The sequence below is a fragment of the Nocardioides sp. LHD-245 genome, assembly GCF_030929495.1.
Classification (GTDB): domain Bacteria; phylum Actinomycetota; class Actinomycetes; order Propionibacteriales; family Nocardioidaceae; genus Nocardioides.
Map to the genome: position 1 here is coordinate 168,942 of NZ_JAVFWN010000007.1, position 18,667 is coordinate 187,608.

Annotated in this window: 16 protein-coding genes; 7 read left to right on the forward strand and 9 right to left on the reverse strand. The window is 73.0% G+C overall.

Annotated elements, in window-relative coordinates:
• Positions 1 to 9 precede the first annotated feature (9 nt).
• The gene (locus RB608_RS12960; protein WP_308088355.1) at positions 10 to 1,434 is read left to right on the forward strand and encodes a 3' terminal RNA ribose 2'-O-methyltransferase Hen1; all 1,425 of its coding nucleotides are present in this window, start codon (positions 10 to 12) and stop codon (positions 1,432 to 1,434) included.
• Positions 1,427 to 3,940: a polynucleotide kinase-phosphatase gene (locus RB608_RS12965; RefSeq protein ID WP_308088356.1), complete on the forward strand. Its 2,514-nt coding sequence runs from the start codon at positions 1,427 to 1,429 to the stop codon at positions 3,938 to 3,940. Before RB608_RS12960 ends, RB608_RS12965 begins: the two co-directional genes overlap by 8 nt.
• Positions 3,941 to 3,962: 22 nt before the next feature.
• Here the strand turns inward: RB608_RS12965 and RB608_RS12970 are convergent, their stop codons facing one another.
• From RB608_RS12970 to RB608_RS12995, 6 genes are all read right to left on the reverse strand, one after another.
• Positions 3,963 to 5,528, reverse strand: coding sequence for a DNA polymerase ligase N-terminal domain-containing protein (locus tag RB608_RS12970; protein ID WP_308088357.1), 1,566 nt, complete (start codon positions 5,526 to 5,528; stop codon positions 3,963 to 3,965).
• A 52-nt stretch (positions 5,529 to 5,580) separates the two neighbouring features.
• Positions 5,581 to 7,206 carry a GMC oxidoreductase gene (locus RB608_RS12975; RefSeq protein WP_308088358.1) on the reverse strand — a complete coding sequence of 542 codons (1,626 nt, stop codon included), beginning with the start codon at positions 7,204 to 7,206 and terminating at the stop codon, positions 5,581 to 5,583.
• 67 nt (positions 7,207 to 7,273) lie between these two features.
• Complete coding sequence (locus tag RB608_RS12980; protein WP_308088359.1) at positions 7,274 to 7,861, reverse strand: HutD family protein; 588 nt, start codon at positions 7,859 to 7,861, stop codon at positions 7,274 to 7,276.
• A 77-nt stretch (positions 7,862 to 7,938) separates the two neighbouring features.
• Entirely contained in the window at positions 7,939 to 8,643 is a 705-nt protein-coding gene (locus RB608_RS12985) for a lysoplasmalogenase (RefSeq protein WP_308088360.1), read from the reverse strand.
• A gap of 42 nt (positions 8,644 to 8,685) precedes the next feature.
• A complete protein-coding gene (locus RB608_RS12990) occupies positions 8,686 to 9,159 on the reverse strand; it encodes an HNH endonuclease (protein WP_308088362.1) in 474 nt (157 codons plus the stop codon).
• Between the two features lie 119 nt (positions 9,160 to 9,278).
• A complete protein-coding gene (locus RB608_RS12995) occupies positions 9,279 to 10,442 on the reverse strand; it encodes a helix-turn-helix domain-containing protein (RefSeq protein WP_308088363.1) in 1,164 nt (387 codons plus the stop codon).
• 82 nt (positions 10,443 to 10,524) lie between these two features.
• On the opposite strand from RB608_RS12995, the gene RB608_RS13000 reads away from it, so the two are divergent.
• Entirely contained in the window at positions 10,525 to 11,466 is a 942-nt protein-coding gene (locus RB608_RS13000; protein ID WP_308088365.1) for a proline dehydrogenase family protein, read from the forward strand.
• 29 nt (positions 11,467 to 11,495) lie between these two features.
• Positions 11,496 to 13,133: an L-glutamate gamma-semialdehyde dehydrogenase gene (gene pruA / locus RB608_RS13005; protein WP_308088366.1), complete on the forward strand. Its 1,638-nt coding sequence runs from the start codon at positions 11,496 to 11,498 to the stop codon at positions 13,131 to 13,133.
• Between the two features lie 18 nt (positions 13,134 to 13,151).
• On the opposite strand, the gene RB608_RS13010 is transcribed toward pruA, so the two are convergent.
• The gene (locus tag RB608_RS13010) at positions 13,152 to 13,757 is read right to left on the reverse strand and encodes a helix-turn-helix domain-containing protein (protein WP_308088367.1); all 606 of its coding nucleotides are present in this window, start codon (positions 13,755 to 13,757) and stop codon (positions 13,152 to 13,154) included.
• A 76-nt stretch (positions 13,758 to 13,833) separates the two neighbouring features.
• On the opposite strand from RB608_RS13010, the gene RB608_RS13015 reads away from it, so the two are divergent.
• Entirely contained in the window at positions 13,834 to 15,051 is a 1,218-nt protein-coding gene (locus RB608_RS13015) for an alpha/beta hydrolase (RefSeq protein WP_308088368.1), read from the forward strand.
• Here RB608_RS13015 and RB608_RS13020 read toward each other — a convergent pair.
• The gene (locus RB608_RS13020) at positions 15,029 to 15,406 is read right to left on the reverse strand and encodes a VOC family protein (protein ID WP_308088370.1); all 378 of its coding nucleotides are present in this window, start codon (positions 15,404 to 15,406) and stop codon (positions 15,029 to 15,031) included. The two genes, RB608_RS13015 and RB608_RS13020, sit on opposite strands and share 23 nt — an antisense overlap.
• 2 nt (positions 15,407 to 15,408) lie before the next feature.
• A complete protein-coding gene (locus tag RB608_RS13025; RefSeq protein WP_308088371.1) occupies positions 15,409 to 16,827 on the reverse strand; it encodes a DHA2 family efflux MFS transporter permease subunit in 1,419 nt (472 codons plus the stop codon).
• Positions 16,828 to 16,911: 84 nt separating this feature from the next.
• Between RB608_RS13025 and RB608_RS13030 the strand changes: the two genes are divergently transcribed.
• Positions 16,912 to 17,541: a TetR family transcriptional regulator gene (locus RB608_RS13030; RefSeq protein ID WP_308088372.1), complete on the forward strand. Its 630-nt coding sequence runs from the start codon at positions 16,912 to 16,914 to the stop codon at positions 17,539 to 17,541.
• Positions 17,542 to 17,573: 32 nt separating this feature from the next.
• Entirely contained in the window at positions 17,574 to 18,632 is a 1,059-nt protein-coding gene (locus tag RB608_RS13035) for an alpha/beta fold hydrolase (protein WP_308088374.1), read from the forward strand.
• Positions 18,633 to 18,667 lie beyond the last annotated feature (35 nt).

The following is an 18,667-nucleotide window of genomic DNA, read 5'->3' on the forward strand; positions in this document are numbered from 1 at the left end:
GATGGCGAGGTGCTGTTGACCATCTCGACGACCCACCGACCCGCGACGGACCTGGGCTACCTGCTGCACAAGCACCCCGACCGGGTCCAGGAGTTCGCGCAGTCCTTCGGGACCGCGACCGTGCTCTACCCGGAGGCGGGGGAGGAGCGGTGCACGGCGGCGCTGCTGCTGGAGGTGGACCCGGTGCGGCTGGCCCGCCGGCTGGGGCGGAGCACGCCCGACTTCAGCCTGGCGCAGTACGTCAACGACCGGTCCTACGCCGCGTCGTCGCTGCTCGGCGTCGCGCTGGCCGACGTGTTCAGCACCGCCCGCAGCGGGATCTGCAAGGCGCGGCCGGAGCTGGCCGACCGGGCGATCCCGCTGGAGATCGAGATCCCCGTGCTGCCCTGCCGCGGCGGCGCGGAGATCGCGCACCGCCTGTTCGAGCCGCTCGGCTGGCGGGTCGGTGCCACCGCGATCGCGCTCGACGAGCGCTTCCCGGAGTGGGGCGACTCGCGTTACGTGCGGCTGGTGCTCACCGGCGACGTGCGGCTGGCCGACGCGCTGAGCCAGCTGCACGTGCTGCTGCCCGTGCTCGACGAGTCGAAGCACTACTGGCAGGGGCCCGACGAGGTCGACAAACTGCTCCGCTCCGGCGGTGACTGGCTCGCGGCGCATCCGGACCGGACCCTGATCACCCGGCGCTATCTCGGCCGCCGCGGCGGCCTGACCCGGGTCGCGCTCGCGCGGCTGGCCGAGCTCGACGAGCAGGTGACGACCGACGGGGTGGCCGACGCCGACGGGGCTGCGGAGGACGTGCTCCAGCCCGCGGAGCGGCGGCTGCCGCTCAACGCCCAGCGTCACGACGCCGTCCTGCAGGTGCTGGCGGAGCTCGGCGCGCGGTCGGTCATCGACCTCGGCTGCGGGCCTGGCCAGCTCCTCGACCGGCTGCTGAAGGTCGCCGGCATCGAGCGGGTCGCGGGCTGCGACGTGTCGGCCCGCTCCCTCCAGCAGGCGGCCCGCCGGCTGCACGTCGACCGGATGACCGAGCGCCAGGCCGGCCGGCTCGAGCTCTTCCAGGGCGCGCTGACCTACGAGGACCCGCGGTTCGCCGGGTACGACGCCGCGGTGCTCATGGAGGTCGTCGAGCATGTCGACCCACCGCGGCTCGCGGCGCTGGAGCAGGTGGTCCTCGGGGCCGCGCGGCCGGGAGCGGTGGTGGTGACCACCCCGAACCGGGAGTACAACGTGCTCTACGAGGGCCTCGTCGGGATGCGGCATCCCGACCACCGCTTCGAGTGGGACCGCGCGGAGTTCGCCGCGTGGTGCGAGCGGGTCGGCTCGACGTACGGCTATGCCGTGGAGCTGTGGGGCGTCGGCGAGGCCGACAGCACGCACGGATCGCCCACCCAGCTGGCGATTCTCACCCGCAAGGAGACGACGACCGATGACTGAGCTCAGCATCCCCGCCCTGGGGCTCGTCGTGCTCGTGGGCGTGTCCGGCAGCGGCAAGTCGACCTTCGCCCGCGAGCACTTCAAGCCGACCGAGGTCGTCTCGAGCGACTTCTGCCGCGGCCTGGTCGCCGACGACGAGAACGACCAGTCGGCCACCCGTGACGCCTTCGACGTGTTGCACTACATCGTCGGCACCCGGCTGCGGCGCGGCCTGCTCACCGTCGTCGACGCCACCAACGTCCAGCAGGCGGCGCGGGCCTCCCTGGTCAAGCTCGCCAAGAGCCACGACGTGATGGTCGACGCGATCGTGCTCGACGTACCCGAGGCGACGGCGATCGAGCGCAACGCGACCCGGCCCGACCGCACCTTCGGCAAGCACGTCGTCACCCGCCAGCACCGCGACCTGCGACGGTCGCTGGGCCGGCTCCGCAAGGAGGGCTTCCGCCGCGTCCACGTGCTGCGCGGCACCGACGAGATCGCCGCGGCCACCATCGTCCGCGAGCGCTCGTGGAACGACCTGCGCGACGTGACCGGGCCGTTCGACCTGATCGGCGACGTCCACGGCTGTGCTCGCGAGCTGCGGACCCTGCTCGGCGAGCTCGGCTGGCGGCTGGAGTACGACGACGCGGGCACCGCGGTCGGGGCGACCCACCCCGAGGGCCGGCAGGCGGTCTTCGTCGGCGACCTCGTCGACCGGGGCCCGGACACGCCCGGCGTGCTCCGCCTGGTGATGGGGATGGTCGCCGCCGGCACCGCGCTGTGCGTCTCGGGCAACCACGAGGCCAAGCTGGTCCGGGCCCTGAAGGGCGCGAACGTCACGGTCGCCCACGGGCTGGCCGAGTCGCTCGACCAGCTCGCCGCCGAGCCTGAGGACCTCCGCGCGCGGGCGCTGGCGTTCATGGACGGCCTGATCAGCCACTACGTCCTCGACGAGGGTCGCCTGGTCGTGGCGCACGCCGGGCTCAAGGAGGCCTACCACGGTCGTGCGTCGGGCCGGGTGCGTGCCTTCGCGCTGTACGGCGACACCACCGGCGAGACGGATGAGTTCGGGCTGCCCGTGCGCTATCCCTGGGCCGAGGAGTACCGCGGTGACGCGATGGTCGTCTACGGCCACACCCCCGTCCCCGCGGCTGTGTGGGTCAACAACACGATCTGCCTCGACACCGGGGTCGTCTTCGGCGGCGCCCTCACCGCGCTGCGCTACCCGGAGCGGGAGATCGTGTCCGTGCCGGCCGAGCAGCAGTGGTACGAGCCGGTCCGGCCGCTCGCGCCCACGGGCGCCGGCCGGGAGCCGTCGGTACTGGCCATCGGCGACGTCGCCGGCACCCGCTGGATCGACTCGCCGCACGCCGGCAAGGTGAAGGTGCCCGAGGAGAACGCCGCGGCCGCGCTCGAGGTGATGAGCCGGTTCGCGGTCGACCCGCGCTGGCTGCTCCACCTGCCCCCGACGATGTCGCCGGTGGCCACGTCACGGGAGGACGGCTTCCTGGAGCACCCCGCCCAGGCCTTCGAGGAGTACGCCGGCTGGGGCGTCACCGAGGTCGTGTGCGAGGAGAAGCACATGGGCTCGCGCGCGATCGCGGTGATCGCGCGCGACGCCGTCGTGGCCGAGCGCCGCTTCGGTGTGGGCGACGGCTCGTCGGGCACCGTCCACACCGGCACCGGCCGGCCCTTCTTCGCCGACCCCGTGGTCACCGCCGCGCTGGTCGACCGGCTCCGGGCCGCCGCCGCGCCGCTCTTCGCGACGCTCGACACCGACTGGCTGGCGCTCGACTGCGAGCTGCTGCCCTGGTCGGCCAAGGCCCTGGACCTGATCAAGGACCAGTACGCCGCCGTGGGGGCCGCCGCCCGCGCGGTGCTCCCCGAGGCGGCGGACGTGCTCGCCCGGGCCGGCGCCCGGGGGCTCGACGTCGCGGCACTGGCCGGCCGCGTGGCGCAGCGCCAGGTCGACGCGGCCGCGTTCCGGGACGCGTACGCGGCGTACTGCCGGCCGACCGACGGCCTCGACGGCGTGACTGTCGCGCCCTTCCAGATCCTGGCGGCCGAGGGCCGGGTGCTCGCGCACACCGAGCCGCACCCGTGGCACCTGGCACAGCTCGCCGCGCTGGAGGGCGACCTGATCACGCCGACCCGGTACCGCCGGGTCGACCTGTCCTCGCCGGCCGACCGCGAGGCGGCGACCCGCTGGTGGCTCGACCTCACCGCCGCCGGCGGCGAGGGCATCGTCGTCAAGCCGGCCCATCTCGTCGACGCCCGCGTGCAGCCGGGCCTGAAGGTGCGCGGACGGGAGTACCTGCGGATCATCTACGGGCCCGACTACACCGGCTCCCTCGACGTACTGCGGCAGCGGCACCTCGGCAGGAAGCGGCAGCTCGCGCTGCGCGAGCACGGACTGGGCCTCGACGCGCTCACGGCGTTCGTGGGCAACGAGCCGCTGTGGAAGGTGCACCAGGCGGTGTTCGCGGTGCTCGCGCTGGAGTCGGAGCCGGTCGACCCGCGGCTGTGAGCCGCACCCTCTCCGGTCCCCGTCAGCTGATCTCGGGCAGCTCCTGGGCCGCGCCGATCAGCGCCTGGAACGGGTCACCGCGCTCGGCCAGGCGGTCCAGCACGGTGCGGATCGTCCAGCGGTCCGGGCGCAGGTCCGGATCGTCGAGCTCGCCCCAGCCGATCGGCACCGAGACCGGGGCGCCGGCCGCGGGGCGGGGGGAGTACGGCGCGACGAGCGTCTTGTTGATCGCGTTCTGGGTGTAGTCCAGCCGGGCCCGGCCGCCGCGCGCCTTCACCTCCCACTTCCAGCTGACCAGGTCCGGGAGGACCTTGCCGACCGTGCGCGAGAGCCGCTCGACCCAGCCGCGGGTGTCCTCGAAGGTGTAGCCCGCCACGACGGGGACCCAGATCTGGATGCCGCGTCGTCCGGTCACCTTCGCCCGCGCGGTCACCCCGAGATGGTCGAGCGCGGTGCGGTGCAGACGGGCGAGGGCGAGCACCTCCGCCCAGGTGGTGCGCTCGCCGGGGTCGATGTCGACGAGTGCGTAGGTCGGTTCGTAGGGGTCCTGGACTCGCGACGTCCAGGGGTGCCACTCGAGGGCGCCGAAGTTGGCGGCCCAGACGAGGGCCGCCGGCTCGTCGGCGACGACATAGGTCGTCGTCTCGCCGGGGTCGGCGTCGGGGTTGTCCCAGGCGCCGAGCCACTCGGGCGCGTGCTCGGGGCGCTGCTTGTGCCAGAAGCCCTGCCCGCCGACGCCGTCGGGATAGCGGTGCAGGTTGAGCGCGCGGTCGCGGACGTAGGGCGTCACGACCGGCGCGATCCGTGCGGTGTAGGCGAGAAGCTCGCGCTTGGTGACCGGCGGGTCGCCCGGGAAGAGCACCTTGTCGAGGTTGGTCACCTTCAGCCGCCGGCCGAACAGCTCCCAGGTGCCCTGCTTCCCGAGGGAGGCGAGCTCGTCGACGGCGGCGTCGGGAAGCGGCTCGGGCAGCAGGGTCTCTGCCGCGTCGGCGGCCGGTGCGTCCGAGCGCCAGCGCCGATCGGGATCCGCGGCGACGTCCGCGTTGGTGCGCCCGCTGAGCACGGACCGCGGATGGTCCTCGGGGTCCCAGCCCTCGACGGCCCGGTCGTCCCGCTTGTGCAGCAACATCCATGCCTCGCGGTTGCCCTCGGCGCCGGTGCGCACGAGCACCAGCCGGCCGCGCAGCTTGTGCCCGTGCATCTCGGCGTGCAGCTCGCCGTCGCGGACCGCGGCGCGCGGGTCGTCGGTCCTCACCGGCTCCCAGGTGCCGGTGTCCCACACGATGACGTCGCCGCCGCCGTACTCGCCGGAGGGGATGACGCCCTCGAAGTGGAGGTACTCGATCGGGTGGTCCTCGACGTGCACGGCCAGCCGCCGGATGCCGGGATCGAGGGTGGGCCCCTTCGGCACCGCCCAGCTGACCAGCACGCCGTCGATCTCGAACCTCAGGTCGTAGTGGAGCCGGCTCGCCCGGTGCCGCTGCACGACGAACCGGGCGCCGCCGTCCGGGGACGGCGGCGCACCGGCCGGCTCCGAGGTGCGCGTGAAGTCGCGCTTGCGCCGGTAGGTCGCCAACAGATCGCCCATGGAGGACCGGTGCCCGCGACCGCCCCTGCCATGCGCTTGACCCGGATGCGACTCAGATGTCGTTGGCCAGGATGTGGTCGATGTTCCGCTCGGCCAGCGCGGTGATCGTGACGAACGGGTTGACCGTGGTGTTGCCCGGGATCAGCGCCCCGTCGATGACGTAGAGGCCGTCGTACCCGTGCAGGCGACCGTGGTTGTCGGTGGCCTTGTTCAACACGGCACCGCCCAGCGGGTGGTAGGTCAGGCCGTCCTGCCACACCTTGTAGACACCGAAGAGGTCGGTGCGGTAGATCGTCCCCTCCTTGCTGTTGATCTTGTCGAAGATCGTCTTGGCCATGGTGATCGAGTCCTGCTTCCAGGCGGTCTGCCAGGACAGGTCGACCTTGCCGGCCGCGGCGTTCCAGGTGAACTCCGCGCGCCGGGTCGTGTTGGTGATCGACAGGTAGAGCGAGGCGTAGGTCTCGATGCCGGTGGGCAGCGGGGCGACCTCGGCGAACGCGCCGCCGGCGTCCCAGTTGTCGATGCCCGAGCAGGGGATCGTCGACTGCAGCGGGCCGGTCGGGTCCCACATGTGGTTGGCCCGGCCGCACATGACATTGCCGTTGTCGCCCCAGCCCTTGCCGATCTCGTTGTTGAGCGCGGGGAGGACGCCGGTCGCCTTGAGCTTGGTCAGCAGCTTGCTGGTGCCCACGCTCCCGGCGGCGAAGAACACCTTCGCGGCGGTGACGTTCTTGGTCGCCACGACGTTGCCGGACGTGTCGATCTGCTCGATCGCGACGGTGTACCCACCCCCGCCCGCGGCCGGGGCCACGGACGTCACCCGGTGCAGCGGCGACACGTTCACCCGGCCGGTGGCGAGCGCCTGCGCGAGATAGGTCTGCACGAGCGACTTCTTGCCGTGGTCGTTGCCGTACATGACCTGGCCGTCGAGGGCCGAGCGGGTGACGGTGCCGGCCTGCTCGGCCTTCATGTAGTTCCAGTCGTAGACGTCGGGCACGAAGGTCCAGGCGAAGCCGGAGCGCTGGGCGTGCTTGCGGCCGACGCGGGCGTACTTGTAGCACTCGGCCGTCTCGAACCAGGCCGGGTCGATCGAGCCGACGCCGAGGCCGGCGTTGGCGCGGGGGTAGTAGGTGCCGTACATCTCCGCGACGTCGACCGAGGGCAGGATCGAGCTGAACCGCGACTGCTGCGGCGTGACCGCCATGCCGCCGTTGACCAGCGAGCCGCCGCCGACGCCGCGGCCCTGGTAGACGGTGATGCCCGCGAACTCCTCGGCGTCGAGGATGCCGGTGTACTTCGTGATGTTGGCGTCGATGGGGAAGCCGAAGAAGTTGCTCACCGGTGCCTTGGTCTTGGTGCGCAGCCAGTAGGCGCGCTTGTCGGGCGAGGTGACCTTGGGGAAGATCTTGCCGTCGGAGCCGGGGGTGTCCCACGACATGCCCATCTCGACCATCTCGACCGGGACGCCGGCCTGGGCCAGCCGGAGTGCGGCCACCGCGCCGCCGTACCCCGTGCCGATGACGAGCACGGGGACCTGGGCGCCGTTGCCGATGGCGGCGGAGGTGGGGCTCGACAGCGCCGGCAGACCGAGCGACGCGGCGCCGAGCGCCGCCCCGGTGCCGGTGATGAATCCGCGCCGGGTGAGCCGAGACGACACGGGGTGGGGGCTGTGCGACATGTGACCTCCATCACAGTAGGTAGAATCAGAACGTGTTCTACCTCCTCTGGAGAGGGTTCGTCACTACCTACTGGCAAGTAGTTCCGGGGAGGGGTGCCGCGGGGTCCGCGTCGATCCGGGCGACGGCCACGCGGGCGGTGCCGCCGAGCACGAGGGGCTCGTCGGCGATCGCGACATCCCCGGTCCCGAGGGTCGCGCCACCGTCCGAGGTGAGCGTCACGGTCCCGTCGAGGACGACGAGCACCACCGTGTCCGCCCGAGGTACGACGAGGGCGTCGTCGTCGGCAGCGAGCCGGTACACGTCCAGGCGGCCCCGGGCGGCGCCGCGGCGGGTCATCACGTTGAGGTCCCGGGTGGGTCGGTCGACCGAGCAGCGCACCGGCACGCCTCCGTCGAAGCCGAACGGCTCGTCCGGGCGCAGCACGTGGGTGCGGCCGGGCAGGTGCAGCGTCATCGAGGTGCCCTCGACCAGCGTGATGATCCGGTCGATGCCGGGGAACGGTGAGAAGTCGCTGTCCCGCGCGACCTCGGCGAGGCTCACCCGCCAGGTGAAGGCGTCCGGCGGGCCCGCGAGGGCGATCTCGGTGGTCCGGCCCTGCCCGTTGCGCCATCGGGCGGACGGCAGGTCGGCGGCGCGCGTGATCGTCGTGGTCATCGCGGTCCAGTCCACCGCACGCCGGCCACGTCCTCGGACCGGATGCCCGAGCTGCCGTCTGGTATCCGAGACCTTGCTCAGGGGTGCCGGGGCTCGCGACCGGCCCGGGCCGTGCCCTCGGCGAGCAGCAGTTGCGCGCCGGTGTACGTCGCCATCACGACCGACTCCAGCCGCTGCGGCGCATCGGGCAGCAGGAACGTCCGGGCGCCGAGGACCGCGTCGGAGGCCAGGAAGGTCGCGCCGCCGGCGGCCGTGAGCAGGCGCGCGTCCCGCGGCAGCGTGGGGTCCAGGTGGGCGGCACCGGCGGCTATCGTGGCGAGCAGCGCCGAGTAGCCGAGCAGCACCCCGCCCAGGCGGCGGTCCCGGCGGGCGGCGGCCGCGGCGACGACGGGTCCGCTGGTCGCCCACAGGCTCGCGATCACCCGGGTGGTGGGTGCCCTCCGGGTCGGCGTCCGCCGATCGCGGTGGCGCCGGAACCCCGCCAGGTAGGCCAGATGGCCCAGACCGAAGGAGCATGCCCCGGCCGCGAGCATCCGCTCGCCGTGGCCCAGCAGGAGCACGTCGCCGCCCCAGCCGCCGGCCTGCGCGACCAGTGTCGTCGTCCGCAGCGGCGACCCGTCGGCGCGGGGGTCCGCGGCCAGGGCCGCGCCGAGGGTCGGCAGCAGGAGCGGCTTGGTGACCCGGCGCGCCCGGTGCGCCGACGGCCTCCGCGATCCGGCCAGTACGGTGTCGGCCGCCGCCAGGGCGACGTAGGCCAGCCTGAGTCTCGTGGACCTGTGCACGCCCCGAACTGTAGGGCGTGCCGGCGGCCGGCCCGGAGAGCCTCAGGCGACGGCCAGCTGGGCCCGGGTCGGGACGAACGGGTCGAGCCGCAGCCGCATCCCCGCCTCGGCGGGCGTCCGGTTGGCCTTGCGTCCGTTGCAGGGGCCGCACGCCGCGACCGTGTTGAGCCAGGTCCAGCCGCCACCGCGGCTCTGCGGGAGGACGTGGTCGATGGTCGAGGCGTGCCGGCCGCAGTAGGCGCAGGCGTGGCGGTCGCGCCTGAGCACATTGCTCCGGGAGTACGCCGCCGGGCGGTACATCCACTTCGCCGCGACGTACCGGACCAGCCGGATCACCCGCGGCCACGGGTGCGGCCCGATCATCCGGTCCTCGTGCGCCTCCTCGACGGTGGCGACCTCGCGGAACAGCATCCGCACGGCGTGCTGGAAGGTGACCGTGCCGAGCGGTTCGTAGGAGGCGTTCAGCAGCGTCACGGTGGTCATGGCCGCCGTCACCTCCTTCCGGTCGCTCGTCATGCGGCGCCAGTCGGATTCCTACAAGGTCCGCATTTCCGTTCGGCCACGAAGGCGTGAAGGACAGAAGACCTCTGCGCGAGGCCCGACGGTCGAATGTACGTCGGCGCGGCCCGGACGCTCTACCGAATTGCCGGTTCCGTGCGGGGGAGGAAGGGCGCGAGCGCCAGGGCGAGGTGCAGCCGGAGCCGATCGGCGCCTCGCGCGAGGTCGTAGCCGGTGGCCTGCTCGACCTGTCCGAGCCGGTGGTAGACGGTCTGTCGGTGCACGGCCAGCAGGGTCGCCGTACGCGAGGCGCTGCCAGCCTCGTCGAGCCAGACCCGCACCGTGTGCAGGACGTCCGGGGCCGCCGTGGCGAGGAACGCGCGCACCGGTGGGTCGATCACGGCCGCCGCCAGATCGTCGTCGCGGCTGACGCCGAGGAGGGCGAGCGGGCCGAGGGACTCCCAGCGCACGACCGCGCCCGGCTCGGCGGTCCGGGCGACGCGGAGGCCGACCCGGGCGCCGCGGTGGGCGGCGGCCAGCGCGTCGATGCCGGGCACGGTGGGGCCGGTCGCGGCGCGGGTGACCCGGTCCAGGCTGTCGACGCGGCGGCCGAGACCGAGGGCGCCGAGCAGGTCGGTGAGGCCGCCCGCGGGCTCGACGAGCGAGGCGCGGGTGACGGCGCAGGCCACGCCCGGGCTGGAGCGGACCCACACCACGCCGGGGCGCGAGGGACGGCTCGCGACCTGGTCGAGCAGCTCGGGGCGCTCGAGCAGCACGCAGGTGACGGGCTCGTGCAGGTCGAGGCCGCCGGCCTGGGCGAGGTCGGCCGCCGACTCCCGGGCCGCGAGCCGGCCGCCCTCGACCAGCTCGCGGAAGAGCGCGTCGCGGTGGGCCTGGCGGCGCTCGGCCACGTTGAGGAGCAGCGCCGCCGACTCGGCGATCCGGATCGCCTCCGGCCAGGTCGACTCGGCGATCCGGCCGTCCGGATCGATGAGCCAGAAGTACCCGTGCACCCGGCCCAGGTGCCGGGCCGGGACGCAGAGCCGAGCGACGATCCCGAGCGCCTCGTCGGCAGGGGTGCGCAGCGGGCCGGGGGAGTCCTCGATGCCCTGGCCGCGGAACCACACGAGCACGTCCTCGGTGGAGCGTCGCTGCAGGATCGAGCGTTGCCGGATCGAGTCGATGACGTCGTCGCCGCGGTGGTCGGAGAAGCCGATCAGCCGGAAGTCCGGATCCTCGAGCGTGCACGGTGCATCGGTCAGCCGGGCCATGTCCTCCACGAGGTCATCGAGCGAGCTCATCAGACAAGTGTCTCATCGCGGCCTGAGAATCCTGTGACAGATGTCCGTTTCGTGTGAGCGGTGACGCTCCTAGCGTGGAGACATGCTCGACCAGGCCCTGAGCCAGACCCTGAACCGCGCCTCGCGCAGCGCCCGCGCCCGCCGCGCGGTCGAGTCGTTCCCCGTCACCCGCAAGGTCGTCGACAGGTTCGTGCCCGGCGAGACCGCCGCCGACGCGGTCGCCGCGACCCGTCGCCTCATCGCCACGGGCCGCACGGTCACCCTCGACGTGCTCGGCGAGGACGTCCTCGACCTGGCCGGTGCCCGGGCGATGCGCGACGCGTACCTCGCCCTGCTGGCCGCGCTCGCCGAGGCGGGCTGCGCCGCCGGTGCCGACGTCTCGCTCAAGCTCTCCGCGATGGGCCAGGCCCTGCCCGGTGGCACGACGATCGCCACCGACCACGCGGCCGAGATCGCCGCCGCGGCCGCCGCCCTCGGCTGCACGGTCACCCTCGACATGGAGGACCACACCACCGTCGACTCGACGCTCGCGATCGGCACGGCCCTGCGCGCGTCGTACCCGTTGGTGGGGAACGTGCTGCAGACCAACCTGCGGCGCACCCCCGGTGACATCGCCGACCTCGACGGCACCGGCGCCCGGATCCGGCTGGTCAAGGGGGCCTACCGCGAGCCCGCCTCGGTCGCGCTGCAGCGCAAGGCCGAGGTCGACGGGGCCTACGAGCGGGCGATCGACGCGCTGATGAGCTCCGACTGCCACCCGATGATCGCCACCCACGACCCGGCGATGCTCGACCGCGCGGTCGCGCGGGCGCTGGCCGCCGGACGCGGCGCGGACGGCTGGGAGGCGCAGATGCTCTACGGCGTGCGCCCCGAGCTCGAGCAGCGGATGGTCGACGACGGCCACCGGATGCGCGTCTACATCCCGTTCGGCACCGACTGGTACGGGTACTTCATGCGACGGCTGGCCGAGCGCCCTGCCAACGTCGCCTTCTTCCTCCGCGCCCTCGCGCACCGATCCCGCTGATCCCCGCCTTCTTCCGAGAGGACCCCGACATGGACGCCATCACCACCCCGCCGGCCCCCGTCAACGAGCCCAACCTGACCTATGCCCCGGGCAGCGCCGAGCGGGACGCGCTCGTCGCGCAGCTCGACGCGCTCGGCGGCACGACGCGTCAGCTCGACGCCCACATCGGCGGTGAGAAGGTCGCCGGCGGCGGTGAGGAGATCGCCGTCGTCCAGCCGCACGCGCACCAGAAGGTGCTCGGCGTGCTGCGCAACAGCACCGCCGACGACGCGAAGTCCGCGATCGCCGCGGCTCGCGAAGCCGCTCCGGGCTGGCAGGCGCTGCCGTTCGACGAGCGTGCCGCCGTCATCCTGCGCGCCGCCGAGCTGCTCGCCGGGCCCTGGCGCCAGCGACTCAACGCCGCTACCGTGCTCGGCCAGTCGAAGACCTCCTTCCAGGCCGAGATCGATGCCGCCTGCGAGCTGATCGACTTCTGGCGCTTCAACGTCCACTTCGCCCGGCAGATCCTCGGCGAGCAGCCGATCGCCAACGCCCCCGGCATCTGGAACCGCACCGACCACCGCCCGCTCGAGGGCTTCGTCTACGCGATCACGCCCTTCAACTTCACCGCGATCGCCGGCAACCTGCCGACCGCGCCCGCCCTCATGGGCAGCACGGTGATCTGGAAGCCGTCGCCCACCCAGCAGCTCGCCGCGTCGCTGACGATGGAGCTGCTGGAGGAGGCCGGCCTGCCGCCGGGCGTCATCAACATGCTGCCGGGCGACGGCCTCGCCGTCTCCGAGGTCGCGCTCGCGCACCCCGACCTGGCCGGCATCCACTTCACCGGCTCCACGCCGACCTTCCAGCACCTGTGGCGCACGGTCGGGGAGAACCTGTCGTCGTACCGCACCTATCCGCGGCTCGTCGGCGAGACCGGCGGCAAGGACTTCGTCATCGCGCACCCGTCCGCCGACCCGGACGTGCTGCGCACCGCGCTGATCCGCGGCGCGTTCGAGTTCTCCGGCCAGAAGTGCTCGGCCGCCTCGCGTGCGTACGTCCCGGCGTCGCTGTGGGCCCGGATGGGTGCCGACCTGGCCTCCCAGACCGACGCCCTGCCCGTGGGCGACCCGACCGACTTCGCCAATTTCACCGGCGCCGTCATCGACGCCCGCGCGTTCGCCAAGCACAAGGCCGCGATCGAGCGGGCTCGCGCCACGTCCGGGCTGCAGATCGTCGCGGGCGGAGAGGTCGACGACAGCGTCGGGTACTTCGTCCGCCCGACGGTCGTGGTCGCCGAGGACCCGGCCGACGAGATGTTCTCGACCGAGTACTTCGGCCCCATCCTCGTCGTCCACGTGTACGACGACAGCCGGCCCGGCGCCTTCGAGGAGATCGTGAAGCAGGCCGAGTCCGCGGCGCCGTACGCCCTCACCGGCTCGATCCTGGCGACGGACCGGCACGCGGTGGACTGGGCGAGCAACGAGCTGCGCTTCGCGGCCGGCAACTTCTACGTCAACGACAAGCCCACCGGTGCCGTGGTCGGCCAGCAGCCCTTCGGCGGTGGCCGCGCGTCCGGCACCAACGACAAGGCCGGCTCGGCCCTCAACCTGCTGCGCTGGACCTCGCCCCGCTCGATCAAGGAGACCCTCGTCCCGCCGACGGACCACCGCTACCCGCACATGGGGTGATCCCGGCAGCGCGGCTGTTCAGACGACGAAGACCTGGCGGAACACAGCCGCGAGGTGGTCGGCGAGCTCGGCCTCGGTCCAGTCGCGCTCGTTGAGGAGGATGCCGACCACGTCGAACGAGCTCAGCGCGACGAGCATGTCCGTTGCTGTCGTCGTCGTCCATCGCGGGGCCAGGCGACCCTCGCCGGCCAGGCGCTCGATGATCTGTCGGCATCCCTCGTAGCGGACCCGGCTGGCCAGCTCCCAGTGCCGCGCGGCGTCGGGGTCGTGCCGGGCCGCCTGCTGGAGCGCGCGTGCGGTAGGCATGATCCGTGGGATGAAGCCGGCCACCACCTGGGCCCGGGCGTCCAGCGCGGCGACCCCGTCCGCCGCCTCCCACATGGGCAGGAAGGCGGCATCGCGGTCCTCGACCTCGTTGAGGTAGTCGTAGAGCGCCGCCAGCAGCTCGCCGCGGGAGGCGAAGTGCAGGTAGATCGCGCGCCGGGAGACTCCGGCCCGCTCCGCCACCGCGGCCATCGTGACCTCCGCGAGGCCCTCCTGCTCGATCAGCTCCCTGGCGGCCTTGAGCAGTGCCTGCGCGGTGCGGCGGCTGCGGGCGTTGCGCGGGGTCTCGATGCTGGCCATGGCATCAGGGTAGCCATATCTGCACATGGTGTGTACTTTAAAAAGTGCACACGATGTGAAGCAAGGAGGCCCGGACATGCCGGTCGGCTACCTGATCTCGGTTCTGCTCGTCGGCTCGGTCACGCTGCTGGCGATCCGTCCGGTGTACCGGCCGGAACCGCTGGGTCTGGCCAGCTTCCTGCTGACGCTGCTCATCAACGAGGTGCCGATCGCGGGGCTCTACCTCCTGCTCCCGGCGACTGCGCTGGCCTTCGCCCAAGGTGACATCGGCACACCGGGCGGCTGGGCGGTGTTCGGGCTCGCCCTGCTGGTCGTGCTCGGGCTCGCGGTCATCGCCCGGCGGACGATGCTGGCCGGGCCGGCCGTCGAGCGAGCGCTTGCCGAGGGCCTGGGCGCCGGCTGGCGCAGCGAGACCGACCCGGCGCTGAGGGCTGGACTGCGCCGGGGGCTTCCGCTCGGGCGCATCCTGTTCCTGCCGTTCGTCACCCGTCGCCGAGACGTCACCCACGTGAAGAACCTCAGCTACGGCGACGCCGGCAAGCGGAACCTGCTCGACGTGTACCACCACCGCTCCCGCCCGTCCGGCGGCCCGATCCTGATCCACCTGCACGGAGGCCACTACTCGATGGGCCGCAAGGACAGCCAGGCGCTGCCCTTGATCTACCGGTTGGCGAGCCAGGGCTGGGTCTGCATCAGCGCGAACTACCGGCTCCGGCCCGCGGTCCGACATCCCGAGCACCTCGTCGACTACAAGCGGGTGATCGCCTGGGCCCGCGAGCACGCCGAGGAGTACGGCGCCGACCCGGCGATGATCTTCGCGTCGGGCACCTCGGCCGGCGGTCACATGGCCTCGATCGCCGGCCTGACCGCCGACGACCCGGATCTCCAGCCCGGCTTCGAGGATGTCGACACCTCGGTTGCGGGCGTCATCATCCTGAACGGCTACCTGGGCCGGTACTTCGGCCAGGGCCCCGAGTCGTCGCCGCTGGGACACGTCCGGCCCGACGCCCCGCCGTACCTCATCGCTCACGGTGACCACGACAGCCTCGTCTCCCCGGACGTGAACCGTCCCTTCGTCGAGGGTCTGCGCCGGGTCTCGCGCAGTCCTGTCGTGTACGCCGAGCTCCCCGGCGCCCAGCACGGCTTCGACCTCTATCACTCCGTGCGCTTCGAGACCCTCATCAACGGCATCGAGGCCTTCGCCGCCTGGGTCCGCACCGGCCGCGCCCGCCCGCGACCGGGCGGGAGGGGCTCCCCGGCGGGCCACGAGGTCACCCGCCGTACGGCACGGTGATGATCTCCAGGTTGTGGCCGTCGGGGTCGGACCAGTAGAGCCCGCGGCCGCCGTCGTTGCGGTTGACCGCGCCCTCCTGCCGATGGAACGGGTCGGCCCAGAAGGTCAGGCCGCGCTCGACGATACGGGCGTGGATCGCGTCGAACTCGTCGTCGCCGACGAGGAAGGCGTAGTGCTGGGCGGTGACCGGGCCGGGGTGGGCGACGACGTCGAGGCTGACGCCGTTGCCGAGCTCGACGACCCGGAACGGCCCGTAGACGCGGGCTTCCGGGAGGCCGAGGACGTCGGTGAGGAAGGCCGCGGTGGCGTCGCGGTCGGTGGCGTGGACGATCGTGTGGTTGAGCTCGATGGTCATGGTCAGGCTCCTTGCTCTCCAGTGTGCGCCTTCGGCGCCGGCAGCAGGAGGGCCGGGACGACGGCGAGGGCGGCGATCGCCAGCGGCCACCAGAAGGCGACGCCGAAGGCGTCGGCGGGCGCCGTGGCGGTCGAGAGCCGGTGCTGCAGGACGGTGGCGAAGACCGCGGTGGCGACGACGCCGCCGGTGCGCTGGGCGATGCTCATCGTCGTGGTGGCGTGGGGGATGGCGGCATGGTCGAGGGCCGCGTACGCCGCCGCGCTGGTCGGCGCGAAGATGCAGCCCGCGCCGAGCCCGATCGCGAACAGCGCGAACCCGAGGTAGGCCTGACCGGGGTCGCTGCCGACCGCGGTGTAGCCGAGGAAGCCGGCGACCAGCAGCCCCACGCCGGCCAGTACGACGGCACGGCCGCGGCCGCGGTCGACCAGCCGGCCGGTCAGGGCCATCGCGAGGGCCGCGCCGACGCCCTGGGGCACGAGCAGCAGGCCGGTCTGCAGCTCGGACTCGCCACGGGCGAGGAGGTGGTAGAGCGGGAGCAGGAAGCCCGCGCCGGTGAGGACGCCGACCGCGAGGAACTGGACCGCGGTCGCGGTCGCGAAGCCACGGGTGGCGAAGTGGCGCAGCTCGACGAGCGGCTGCGCGGTGCGCAGGGCGTGGGCGACGAACGCGACGAGCAGGACGGCACCGCCCACGATCCCGGTGACCGCCTCTGAGGTGGAGCCGGTGGGGCTGGCGAGCGAGGTGACGCCGGACGCCAGGGCGACCAGGCCGGGGGAGAGCAGGGCGAGGCCGACGACGTCGAGCCGACCGCGACCGGCGCCACGCGGGTCCGCGAGGACGCGGACCGACCAGGCCAGGCAGGCGAGGCCGACCGGGATGTTGACCAGGAAGATCCAGCGCCAGTCGACGCTGTCGATCAGCACGCCGCCGAGGACCGGGCCGAGGATCGGGCCGAGCATCATCGGGATCCCGACGACGGCCATGGCCCGGCCCATCCGCCGCGGCCCGACGGCGCGGGCCACCATGGCGATGCCGACCGGGCTGACCAGTCCGGCTCCGGCGCCCTGCAGGACGCGGAAGGCGATGAGCGACGGGGCCGACCAGGCGAGACCGCACAGCAGCGAGCCGGCCGTGAAGACCCCGACGGCGAGCAGCCAGACCCGGCGGGCGCCGTACCGGTCCATCGCCCAGCCGGCGAGCGGGATGGTGGCGGTGAAGGCGAGCAGGTAGCCGGTCATCACCCACTGGATCGTGGTGAGGGAGACGGAGAACTCCGCGGCGAGGCGGTCGGTGGCGACGCTGACGATGGTCGCGTCGAGGACGGTGGTGATCATGCCGAGCACGACCACGGCGATGACGGTGCGGGCCGTCCGGTCGAGCGGTGCCGCGCTCGGGGCGGCGGGGGTGGCGGTCTGGCTCATGACCGCGCTCTTTTCGTATGGCGAATCTAAAGTTATAGCGACTCTAAGTTTGGAGTGACACAAAGTCAAGGGTAGGGTGGCGCCATGGCCGAGCCGGGACTGCGCGAGCGCAAGAAGCAGGAGACGCGACAGCGGATCACCGAGGCCGCGATCGTCCTGTTCGCCGAGCGCGGGTTCGAGCAGGTGCCGGTCGCCGACATCGCCGCCGCCGCGGACGTCTCGACCGCCACGGTGTTCAACTACTTCCCGGTCAAGGAGGACCTGATCTACGACGGGATGGCCGCGTTCAACGAGCGCCTGCTCGCCGCCGTCCGGGACCGGCCCGCAGGCCAGCGCGTCGTCAGCGCCTTCCGGGAGTACGTCGTCCAGCCGCGCGGTGTGCTCGCCGACCCGGGTTCGCCGGTGCTCGCCGGCCTGTCCCGGATCGCGCGGATCGTGCGGGACAGTCCGAGCCTCCAGGCCCGGGAGCGGCTCGAGGCCGACCGGGCCGTCACCGCGCTGCGGGAGCTACTCGTCGAGGAGCTCGGTGACGACCTGCGCTCGTGGTCCGTCGCGTCCGCGCTGGTCGGCACGACCCGCGGGATGACCCGCGAGGTGCAGCGGGCCGCGGCCGAGGGCAGGGTCGACGCCCGGCTGGCGAAGCGGCTCCTCACGGATGCGGGGGCAGCCATCGACGTCGTCGAGGCCGGTCTGGCGGGTTCGGCCGACGCCTGACCTCGGGCCCGCCGTGGGCGTACGCTGCCCTCGTGGCGTCTGCCGCGACTCAGGGGGTCCGCTTCTGCCGCACCGACGACGGCGTGCGGCTCGCGTGGGCGCGCCACGGGTCCGGTCCGCCCCTGCTGATCGTCTCGTGCTGGCTCAGCCACCTCCAGTACGACTGGCAGAGCCCGGTGTGGCGGCACTTCCTGGACGACCTCGGCGCCCTCGCGACCGTGGTGCGGTACGACGAGCGCGGGTTCGGGCTCTCGGAGTGGCAGGTCTCCGACTTCTCCCTCGAGCGCCGGCTGGCCGACCTGGAGACCTTGGTCGAGGCCACCGGGCTGGAGCGGTTCGCGGTGCTCGGGATGTCCGGCGGGGCGCCGGTCGCGGTCGCCTACGCGCACGCGCACCCCGAGCGGGTGAGCCGGCTGGTGCTCTACGGCGGCATGGCGGGCGGTGGCATCCAGCAGGAGGACGAGGCGGCGGAGGAGGCGTTCCGGGCGATGATCCGCGCCGGGTGGGCGCGCCCCGACCCGCTGTTCCGACGGGTGTTCACCAACGCCTTCATCCCCGATGCCACCGAGCAGCAGATGGTCTGGATGGACGAGCTGCAGCGCACCTCGACCAACACCGACAACGCCGTCTGCAGCCGGATCGCCCGGCATGCCGTCGACGTCCGCGACCTGCTGCCCGGGATCGCCGCACCCACCCTGGTGCTGCACGCCGAGGGCGACCGGGTCGCGCCCGGCTGGGGTCCGCGGCTCGCGTCGGGGATCCCCGACGCCCGGCTGGTCATGCTCGACTCCCGCAACCACGTGCTGCTCGCCGACGAGCCGGCCTGGCCCGTCTTCCGCGACGAGGTCGCCGCCTTCCTCGCGGCCGACCGGGTCGTCGTACCGGTCGACCATCTGTCCGCGCGGGAGCGCGAGCTCCTGCTGCTGGCCGCCGAGGGCCTCGACAACACCGCCATCGCGGACCGGCTGACGCTGAGTGTGCGCACCGTCGAGCGGCACTTCCAGAACGTCTACCTCAAGCTGGGCCTCTCCGGCCGTACGGCGCGCGCCGCCGCGGTCTGTCGGGTGCTCGGACTCACCCCGCAGGCCTGACCGTCGGCCTGCTGCGCGTACGCGTCGGCGGCCGT